This window comes from Microcoleus sp. Aus8_D2, from assembly GCF_036702665.1.
In the GTDB taxonomy this organism is placed as follows: domain Bacteria; phylum Cyanobacteriota; class Cyanobacteriia; order Cyanobacteriales; family Microcoleaceae; genus Microcoleus.
This window is the reverse complement of the sequence record NZ_JAUBUN010000084.1, coordinates 1-9735: the sequence shown is the minus strand read 5'-3', so window position 1 is coordinate 9735 and position 9735 is coordinate 1. Positions and strand designations below refer to the sequence as shown.

General features: G+C 43.3%; 13 protein-coding genes. 5 read left to right on the top strand and 8 right to left on the bottom strand.

The annotated features are described in order from the left end of the window. Positions 1-54 precede the first annotated feature (54 nt). Complete coding sequence (locus tag QUB64_RS32475; RefSeq protein WP_333278626.1) at positions 55-645, top strand: hypothetical protein; 591 nt, start codon at positions 55-57, stop codon at positions 643-645. On the opposite strand, the gene QUB64_RS32470 is transcribed toward QUB64_RS32475, so the two are convergent. The 8 genes from QUB64_RS32470 to QUB64_RS32435 all read right to left on the bottom strand — a co-directional run bounded on the left by QUB64_RS32470 (position 596) and on the right by QUB64_RS32435 (position 7513). Beyond that, on the bottom strand, positions 596-1183 hold the full coding sequence (locus QUB64_RS32470) for a recombinase family protein (protein ID WP_333278628.1): 588 nt from the start codon (positions 1181-1183) through the stop codon (positions 596-598). The genes QUB64_RS32475 and QUB64_RS32470 overlap by 50 nt on opposite strands. 72 nt (positions 1184-1255) lie before the next feature. Further along, positions 1256-1447, bottom strand: a complete 192-nt coding sequence (locus QUB64_RS32465) for a hypothetical protein (protein ID WP_333278630.1) — start codon at positions 1445-1447, stop codon at positions 1256-1258. A 126-nt stretch (positions 1448-1573) separates the two neighbouring features. After that, entirely contained in the window at positions 1574-1792 is a 219-nt protein-coding gene (locus QUB64_RS32460; protein WP_333278632.1) for a hypothetical protein, read from the bottom strand. Positions 1793-1799: 7 nt separating this feature from the next. Continuing rightward, the gene (locus QUB64_RS32455; RefSeq protein ID WP_333278634.1) at positions 1800-3851 is read right to left on the bottom strand and encodes a hypothetical protein; all 2052 of its coding nucleotides are present in this window, start codon (positions 3849-3851) and stop codon (positions 1800-1802) included. A 16-nt stretch (positions 3852-3867) separates the two neighbouring features. Next, positions 3868-5010, bottom strand: coding sequence for a hypothetical protein (locus QUB64_RS32450; protein WP_333278636.1), 1143 nt, complete (start codon positions 5008-5010; stop codon positions 3868-3870). A 33-nt stretch (positions 5011-5043) separates the two neighbouring features. Beyond that, entirely contained in the window at positions 5044-6006 is a 963-nt protein-coding gene (locus QUB64_RS32445; protein WP_333278638.1) for a hypothetical protein, read from the bottom strand. Between the two features lies 1 nt (position 6007). Beyond that, positions 6008-6502 (bottom strand): hypothetical protein, encoded by a 495-nt coding sequence (locus tag QUB64_RS32440; RefSeq protein WP_333278640.1) that lies wholly within the window; start codon positions 6500-6502, stop codon positions 6008-6010. A 36-nt stretch (positions 6503-6538) separates the two neighbouring features. Further along, positions 6539-7513 (bottom strand): hypothetical protein, encoded by a 975-nt coding sequence (locus QUB64_RS32435; RefSeq protein WP_333278642.1) that lies wholly within the window; start codon positions 7511-7513, stop codon positions 6539-6541. Between the two features lie 225 nt (positions 7514-7738). On the opposite strand from QUB64_RS32435, the gene QUB64_RS32430 reads away from it, so the two are divergent. Genes QUB64_RS32430 through QUB64_RS32415 form a run of 4 tightly spaced genes read left to right on the top strand, consistent with a single transcriptional unit; the run spans position 7739 to position 9398 of the window. Further along, a complete protein-coding gene (locus QUB64_RS32430; RefSeq protein ID WP_333278644.1) occupies positions 7739-8368 on the top strand; it encodes a hypothetical protein in 630 nt (209 codons plus the stop codon). A 2-nt stretch (positions 8369-8370) separates the two neighbouring features. Continuing rightward, positions 8371-8643: a hypothetical protein gene (locus QUB64_RS32425; protein ID WP_333278646.1), complete on the top strand. Its 273-nt coding sequence runs from the start codon at positions 8371-8373 to the stop codon at positions 8641-8643. A gap of 12 nt (positions 8644-8655) precedes the next feature. Beyond that, positions 8656-9114: a hypothetical protein gene (locus tag QUB64_RS32420; RefSeq protein WP_333278648.1), complete on the top strand. Its 459-nt coding sequence runs from the start codon at positions 8656-8658 to the stop codon at positions 9112-9114. A 44-nt stretch (positions 9115-9158) separates the two neighbouring features. After that, the gene (locus QUB64_RS32415) at positions 9159-9398 is read left to right on the top strand and encodes a hypothetical protein (RefSeq protein ID WP_333278650.1); all 240 of its coding nucleotides are present in this window, start codon (positions 9159-9161) and stop codon (positions 9396-9398) included. Positions 9399-9735: the final 337 nt, after the last annotated feature.

Genomic DNA, 9735 nt, shown 5'->3' with positions numbered 1-9735 from the left:
GCGCGATCGGGCAAATTGCCCGATCGCACTTTTTACCCTACTACTTTTTAAAAGATGACTTATAAGGTTGGCGATCGCATAAAACTCAAGCGCAAGACACCCGCTGCAGCTTGTCTCAAGAAAGGAGATGTTATCCAGATTGCAGCGATTCATCCGCAGACCGGAAGTTGCAAGTTCTGGAACGAACGCACGGAATCGTGGGGTTATGTCGAGTCAGACGAATTTACCTTACTTCCCCCCGAAATTGATTCTGTATCACCAGCCTCTACACTTGCTGATACAGAATACACTGTCGAGGTTGCTGATACAGAATACATTGTCGAGGTTGCTGATACAGAATACATTGCCGAGGTTGCTGATACAGAATACATTGCCGAGGTTGCTGAGGATGATTCTGTATTAAAAGCAATATCTACTTATCAACCTCGCGGTACGGCCCGGAGTGGTGAGTATTTCCGATTTTCTTATCGCGAAGGTTTAAAAATGCGACACGTTCATATTCGCGGAGGCAGCACCGATTCACTAATTTCTCAGGCGAAAGTCGCGGAAGTGCGATCGCTCCAAGCGGCAGGAATTCCCGCTGCCGAAATTGCTGCTATGCTTCGGAATTCAGTCGGCAAAGCTCAGACACCTTTGTCCTGCTGACTCCAGAAGCCACTGCAATCTGCGAATAACTTTTGCCCTGAGCCCGCAATTGATGCACGAAGGCGATCGCGCTTTCCGACACTCGCGGGCGGCCAAACCTCCGCCCCTTCGCCCGCGCCGCTGCAATCCCCGACTTTACCCGCTCGCGAATCAGGTCGCGCTCAAATTCAGCAATCGCCGAAAGTATCGCCGCCATCAATTTACCTTGTGGCGTGTTCAAGTCGAGGCTAATCCCCGACAAAGTGACCAAAGAAATCCCCCAAGCGTTCAAATCTTGCAGCGTGCCAAGCAAGTCAACCGTGCTCCGGCTCCATCGGCTCGCCTCAGTTACCAGCACCGCCGATACCTTGCGAGCTTGTGCCGCGGCCATAATTTTTTGGCGCTGCGGGCGATCGGATGAAGCACCGCTGGCAGTCTCCCGCAGCGCTTCTACAACTTCATACCCAGCGCGATCGGCAAACTCTCTCAAATCTCGCTCTTGCCGATCGCAATTCTGATCGTCGGTTGATACCCGACAGTAAATAATCGCCCGTATCAAAAAACCCTCCTAATTAAGGCAACTGAAACCCTGATTAAATTAAGGTTGATTTTAAATAATTTGCCGTATCAATTAGGAAGTGCTTTTTGACACGTCACTGCAAATCATTGCTACGATTTCATCAAGCAATTGCCCCATAGTCAGCCGCCGGCGTATCGCTTCAATTCGCAAATATTTTTTTGTGGTTTCAGCAACTTCGGTTTGCAACTTAACGTTGCAGTTAACAATAACAGCATTAACATCAGTCTCACTATCATTAATCATTAAAGTTCCCAGTAAACTCATCCACATTCTAACCTGTATCTTTAGGTATAGTGAAAATAGCGTTATCGCCCTAACGCTATTTTCACTCGCAGCTAAGCAGAGCCTGGATCGCGACTGATTTACAAATTATCTTTTTGCCTTAGCCTTAGCCAGCTTGTTAATCAAATCTTTAACCAAATCCTCTGTCCCCGTAAAGGTTTTTGGGTCTTTGTCGAGTTCCAATCCCAATTGGCGCCGCAGTAACTGCACGTTAAGTTCGCTCATATTTACCAATTCAATTATCTTCGATTGCAGGGGACGCCTGATTGAAATCTTGTTAAATCCGCTCGTCTTTTTAGTAGCCATGGCATACTTATTTATTCAAAACTGAAATAAAGCTAACGTCGTTGGGATCGAATGCCCATTTTGTAATAGGTATCTTACTGGGCTTAAGCATTTTAGCCAATGTGGCTTCTACTTCGTTGTCCGTTTTAGCTTTGCCGATGTCTATTTCTTTAGAATCTTTTTTGCCAAAACCTTTGTGAGCTTCGTGGATAGTAAAAACGGTAGGCAGCAATTCGATTTCGACTACTGGCTGGATGTTTAATGCATTTATCATGAGTTCCACTTTGCGAACAAGTTCAGCCAGTACCTTGAATGTCTGAACGTTGTGCATAATACTAGCCACCTCGTACTTTTGGGTACTGTTCCCATCGCTCATGCTCTCAGCGAGCATCTCATACATTTGCGATGCCCACGCCGTCGCATTGACGTGTTGCCAATCAGAACCGTGCGGCTTGCTGATTGGATTGATTATCAAGCCATTCGCAAGCATCCTAAATAGCGCTTGCTGTACCGCATAGTAATCTTCGCATTCTTCATTACCGGTACCGCCGGGTGCAAGAAAAGCTTTAGCTACTTTAAATTTGTTTTTTTTCAGTTTGACTATTCCGAGATACTTGTAAATCTCTTTTATTTCAGCACAGCAGTCCATAGGCTTGTAACGTTGGGGGTAGTTGGGTAAATCTGATTTAATTTTAGTTATTGGTGCTGGTGCTGGAACGGTTGGGGGATTGGGTTCTGGCAAAGAACAAGAGGATTCTAAGACGGTAATGATGAAATCTTGAGTCGAATAACTTTCATCGTTAGGCGTTCTTCCTATAAATGGTGCTATCGATCCGCTTCCTCCCCCAGTAAGTTCCATTGGATGTTTTACGTTCAACGGATCTCCCGCTCTTAGAACTGTAGGGATATTCACCAAATAACTAAAGCCATCGTGGCTCAAGAATCTGCGCTTGTCAGTTCTCTCGTATTTCCTGCTTATGTAGTCTTTAATCGCATCTTCATGACCATCTAAGATCGTTGCAAATGGCTCAGCGCCGTATCCACCGTCAAAGATAGCCATAACAGACGAAACATAGCAGTATATGGTTCGTCGCCCAGGTACATAATAATACGATCCACCGTAGCCCTGAAAAGGACGGCTAAAAACTCCATTTCTACTACTTTGTTGTGTGTAGTTAAAGGCAATTTCCGCACTATTCCAGTGAATCAGCTTGTAGTTACTTTGAATCGAATCGCCGCCAACAATTATTTCGTTTTGGATCGTTTCTCCAAACCTGTAAGAACCCCAATCGGTCATCCATCTAATGACGGAACTTGCAGTTATTACCATCCTGCACGTTTTGGAGCTAGGCTCAAACGGAGGTTCTAAAATCGGTTCTTTTATGGGCGGGATTGGCGGGATTGGCGGGATTGGTGTAGGTGTAGGTGTAGGTGTAGGTGTAGGTGCAGGTGTAGGTGTAGGTGCAGGTGTAGGTATTGGTACTATCTTTTCGTCATCGGCTGTAAATGTAATTTCTACACTACCGCCTGGTATTGAATAGCCAAGGCTTAAAGATTTTTTGCCTTGCCCGTCAACACCTACGCCGATAATTATCCCAGCGATAGATATTTTAAATTTTCCACCGCCCTCATCATCTAGGCTAGCCTCAGCTCCCAGTCCAGCAATATTAATTCCCGCTGACGCTTCTTTGACATCGACCGAGCCATCAGAATTTACTTTAACTTTACCTCCAATATTTACTCCTAATTTACTTTTTGTAGAGCCGATGCCTGCTCCAAACCCCACAGTTTGATTGGTGGCGTCAATTTCAATTTGTACGCCTTGCTTACTTATGAGGTTGTCTACGTCTACTGACAGTTTTCCCGTGGCATTAATTCCTCCAGCGGAACCTAACTCCCGTTCTGCCGTAAACCCTAGTCCGCTACCGCTGCTAGTATTTTCTGATGGCTTGCTTCGTGCTGAAAAGTCATCAGACTTGCTTAAATCTGGACTGTAACGAGACTTGCTTAAATCTGGACTGTAACGAGACTTGTTTAAATCTATATTGTAACGTGACAATGATGGTTTACTTGTACCCATTTAAGTCCCCGTTCACTTAAATATAAAAAATCAAAAAAGAGCAGGGTTTGTCTAAAATGAGGTAACTATTAAGTTCTTTGTTTTGAATATTAATAATACCGGGATCTACCCAAACATCATACTCGAAACCGCCACCAAACGTGTCAAAACCATCAAGGATAAATTGCCCCAAGTAACCTTCATAGACTTGTGGTAATATTCCAACTATTTTGGCGCTATCTAATCCGTGGTTTATTTGTACTATCCCCCCCTGATTAGGTGCCGTGGTACCTCTAACAATTTTTAATTTAATAGCTACGTTGTCACCCAACGTAGTAAATCCAGTAAACGTTTTTGCGCCTGTAATTGTTTGCGGACTTGATAAATCTACCTTGGTCGCAAGGCTTCCTGCAACTGTAGTTGCAAAATTACTGTCATTTCCCAAAGCTGCTGCTAGTTCGCTTAAGGTATCTAGCACTGCTGGAGCAGAGCTTACAATTCCTGCAATAGCCGTTGTTACTTGTGCGGGAGTTGTAAATGTAGCTTGCGGCAATACTTCTACTGTTCCAGTGCCTGTATTTCTACCAAGCAACGAATTAGGAGGTAAGTTAATTAGTCTACCTTGCAGTGCTAACTCTAGCGCTGCCATTCGAGCTTCTAGCGCTTCTGTACTATTTTTTTTTGAGATTTCCACTCGCAGCGCTATCTCTATTTCAATAAAATCATTGACTTTAAGTAGTCCGTTTCCATAATCAATTAATTGAATTCCTATTGCATCACTTTTTTCAAGCAATCGTACCTGAGCTTTAGCTAAATAAGGTATCAGCAAATCGAAATAATCTTTGCGCCCGCGATTTACAAGAATAATTTCAGCTTTTTCTCTCCACTCGCCCGTGTTATTTTTTTTAGTTAATATTCTCAAGCCCAGTTTTTGACTTTTGTTTTCGGAAGCATTAAACAATGCCATTTTCTCAGCTTCTGATTCGTCACCTTCAAATTCAGGGAACAAACCTATTTGGAAACTTTTTAGACTCATATTACAGAAGAAAGCTTCCAGATAAATACCCACGCGCTCATCGGCGTCAAAAAGCATATCCCTAAAATGGCAGAGTTCAATAATACTCGTAGAGGTAGTAGCGGGAGTAAGCCCTAGCGGAAAAGTTCGAGTGATTGTGTCCATTCTTGTATTTATGTTGTTGAGAAAGTAAAGGTACTAACTAAGTAAAATATATTCGCTAAATCCTTCGCCCAGCCCCTCCGACAGCCCTTCTAAAAAATTTCCCAACGGTGCGTTAGTTTCTGTGACTTTTTCTATTCTATTAGTTATCTCTTGGGCGACACTCCAAGTTTGTCCCTCTTGGAGACCCCAATTAGCAATTTTGTCATCCAATGCTTTAATGCCAGTCCGAATATTTTTTCTAGCATATTTTCTCAATTCCAAATAACCTAATTTGCCTGCCAGGTTTCTAGCATACCTAATAAAAGCATTAGCTAATAGTGACAGCTCTTCGATGATTTCTTCCTCAATATTACTACCTTGCTGGCGAGCTGTAATCACTAAAGCAGCAGCAGCGGTAATATTAATATTAAGTTTGGGGTTGGCCTTCCCCCCACCTAATGCTAAGCCTGCTAATAATTTTCCAGCGCTTTCCCCCACATTATTTAAGAAAGATAAATATGTGCCGTTTAACTCGGCGAGAATTGAAGCATCCGATTGTGCCCAGTCTAGATTTACGATCGTGTTGCCGGTGGATACAATTACTTGCTGCAAGGTGGGAAGCATTGCACCAAAAGCAATTCCCCCAATTCTAAGGCTTCCCAAAGTTGCCCACAAGCTTGTAACGCCACCTGTCGCCAAGGCAGTCAACCCTGTAGCGGAACCGACAAACCATCCTGCAACCGCTACGGCCGCGCCACCAGCAAGAAATCCTAAAGGATCGTTCTTAGCCCAGTCAACAAAGATTCCCCAGTCGCCTCGCCCTATAGCACTTATTAATTCTTTGCCTCCTTCGAGTATCTTTTTGCCAAATTCGATTGCGGATTTAGCACCCCGCTTTATCCCGTCCCAAACCGAACCAGCAGTATCTTGCAGCCACTTGCCCGCCTGTACGCCTTTAGTGCTGAAGGCTAGCGCGCAATTTTCAATTGTTACTCCGTAAGTTTTAGTTGTCGTCATGTTAGGTTAAAAGCCATTCTGCTGCTGTTTCTACGACGCTGCCGTTAGCGCTCAATGCGGTATTGTAGGGAAGTTTAAATGTTCCCGAATACAGTTGAGTATTGTAATCAAAGTCTAAGGTAATATTAGTCAAAGAGTTGTTATTCTTAGAATTATTATTTTGCCATGCTACTGCGTAACTCACCGCATCAATAAAATATTGAGCCAGTGTTGCCCCTTTAATTGTTCCCAGGGGAGATCCAGGAGCAAAAGTAAGGGAACTCAAATAAGGGGCTGCTGCCAGCGCAAACAATCCCGTAGCGGGAGTATAAATCAAACCCCCCGGAATTGTAAACTCACCCTCCATAACAAAAGTGTCTGTTTTTTTACCAGTAAACCGCTCGCTTTCACTGTTTCCGCGCTCGCCATTTTGGATGAAGTGAATTAGTTGCCAAATCTGTCCTTCAATAGTTGTAGCATTAATTGTTGCCCCGGTTCCCGCTGTTATTGTTGCCATTTATCTTATTAATATTGATGGGAAGGTAAGAACAAATCAAGTCTCATAAACGATAACATTTTTTCTCACTAAAGGTATAGGTTTTTTCAAAAGTGGCAATCTAAGTTGTGCAGAATAAAAGTAACAATCTGCAACGGGACGTTTGGAATCTAGTTTAACAGTTTTTTTTAACACTGTCGCAGAACCGGTTTTATTGTTAAATTGAGTCTTGTCAAATTTCCCGCTATAATTAAAACCGCCTGCATCTGGCTTGGCATCAAAGATTTTAAGCATAGCCGCAAACAAAGCTATGCCGTCAGATTCATTGCGAACGTAAGCGTAACCTTCTAATCCTTGCAATCGCGCTACTTGGCCACTGTAAGATAAACAGTTTACGCCTTTACTCCAGCAATAGTCAGTATTCCCAAAAATTGACTTAATTTTAGCTGCCCATTTTTTGATATCAGCGGACTCGACCAATCTAGCTAATTTTAGATTGGCGATTTTTTCGTCATCGGTGAAGCCCACGCACCTGATAATTTTTGTGCCGACTACAAGACGTTGAGCTTCTTTGCCTACTTTTGGCTTTGAAATAAAAAACAGTTCAATTGCTGGAAACCCTTTTAAAGAAGGCTTGCTATTCTTCCCGCTAATACTGTCACTATTGCTACCTTTTTGATACCCAATAGCCGTAATGTGATAAATCAAATCCCTGTCTGTCCCTGTCAGCAAATAACTTACAGTTTCATCATCTTTGTCGGGAAAATATTCAATTATCCTACAACCTAGTTTGTGTTGCTCTTCTGCTGATAGAAGCTCGATAAATTTGGGAGTCTTCCAATCTGCTGCGGGATAATTAGTAGGCTTTTGTATTGCTCGATTGGTAATGCCTCGCCTCCAATTGTCCCACCATTTTTTCCAGTTTCTGCCCCCAGTGGCAATAAGATCGCGAATAGCAAAGAGCAAAGTCGGCTCTTTTTCGGTAAGCTTTAGATCTTCAGGTTTAGAAAGTCTTGACTTAAATTTTGGCATTGCGAATAATTATCAAGCTTTATTAGTTCAACGACATAAACAACAATAATAATAGAATTATTACTGATATTTAGAGTAAAACTAATTGTCAAACTCTCAGTAAAGTATAACATTATATTTGTTTAAACCTAATGGGTTTCGGGTAAAAAGTAAGGCGCTGTAGGTTGCTGCCAATTGACCGTAAAAGCGTTAGATTTGCAGTATCAAGGCAGGCAACTAAAAAACATGGCTAGATTTTCAGATATCTATCGCGCTGATGAATTAAAAGCTGCAGCTACCGCACTTGAGGCGTGGCGAAGAAAAACGGCGGCGGAAAAGAAAGCACTTTACGCTACGGCAGCAGCCGTCGGGGAAGGCAAACGGTTAAACAGGGGTTCTAGAATTGGTTTCATTCAACCATTTGGCGCGCCCGACAATTTTTGGTACGAAACCAAAGTTTTAGCGCTTCCAATATCACCACCAGGGGAGAAAGAGGAACAGGATAACTCGCTTGTTCAAGCCGTAATGACCGCTGTAAACAGTTTTATCCTAGAGAGTGTACCTACCGGTGCAAATAATTTATCCAACAAAGCAAAAAATATTGTCTTTGCAAAAGTGCGCTGTACCAGCAAAAAATCTGGCAATCCTGCACCAGCAACGAGCCGAATGACCGGCCGCCCTTACTCCAAATTTAATACCAACACTGCTAGCAGTCCTTTTGGTGCAACCAGTGCCGCTTTAACCGAGCCGGCAGCACAGAAAATAATTAGGGGAACATTGATGCCAGCGACACCTGTTGCAGGGCGTTCTGTTGGATTTTCCCCGCAAGGTTATGTCGGAAGTGTTACTAAAGGTAGCGCTGCTCAAGTTGTCTAAAAATGTTGAAACAGGAGCTTTGGCTGCCGGGGATGCGTGAAGATTCCCTGATAGTGCCCGAATACATTAGCGATTTTTTGGAAATTTTGATTCCCGCTAACAGCACAAAAAGCGAATGGGATGAAATGGTGTTCGTGAACAAATCGGGTATTGAGTTTATGAATGGGGAGTTGGACATCGACACCTACATGGACATTTTAGATTCTGTAGGAATAGACCCGCAGTTTCACTTGCGAGAAGCAGCTTGGCAAGTTGCCAATTTATTCAATTACTGAGGCCTGCATTCTATGGCTTTATTGGTTGAACTAGATAACGTCCAAAATTGGATTCAGACTGATTCTCAAAGTTTTAACGGTAAACCCATACCTGATTACGTTCCGCCTTATCAATTTGAGAAACACATTCTGGCAATTTTTGTAAGCAATCCTGAACCAGACCAAACTTGGCGTTTTGGAGGATTTCTCAATCAAAAGATTAGGCTTGGTGTCGGGCCTTCATTGGGGGCCGAATCAGTTAGCAGTCGAAAACTGTGGTTGGGACGCGCGCAGTTATTTGTTTTTCCGAAGCTGACGACAAGCTACACGCTTCTTTTTAGCTTTCCTTACTGGTTCAATCAAGTGAACCTTACCATTTGGGAGTATTGGGGCCCCGAGGCTGACACTGTAACAAACGCTATAAGTTCGGCTCACAACAGCGTTCTCAGGGTAGAAAACAAAGTCAACCTATTGCTCAATCAGCCCCCGTGATAGTGAAAAGTTTTACAGACTTAGCGTCCTTGGCAGCGACACTTTTGACATCGCTAATTAGCCTGGTTTTTTTGTGGAATGTTACGCGAGGCATTCTCACGCTTTTAGCCACTATCCAGCGCCGACTAACAGTGCTTCGCAGCCTTTATATCAGTCAAAGAGCAGAATTACGAGCCGTGCAGAAATTCCTGGAGACTAACAATGGATATCATGTCCGCAGCGAAAGTCAAGAGGTTCAGGATGATTTATTGAATCAATACAATGACGATAATACGGGCTTCTAGAATGGACAAATACTCGTATCGTTTCACTGTTGCTTGTTTGGGAATATCTGTCGTCATTCTAGTTATTTCGAGCGTAGTTCTCGTTTTTCAAGAAAGAAACCCTGTGCCGCTAAACTCGTACTCGCGCCAATTCTTACGGAATTAAGTGGCTCATTGACTCCCCCACCAAATTAAATCAATGACTATAAGCAAAGCTGGCAAACTGCTTGACGATGACAAAGCAAGCCGGGGTGAGTTGCTAGACTCTTTGGAAGATTTATTTGACATACTCCCCTGCCTGAAGGCAAGGGGATTCTGAATTCAAGCAGTGATTGCAGGCAAAGCCCGTCTTACATCA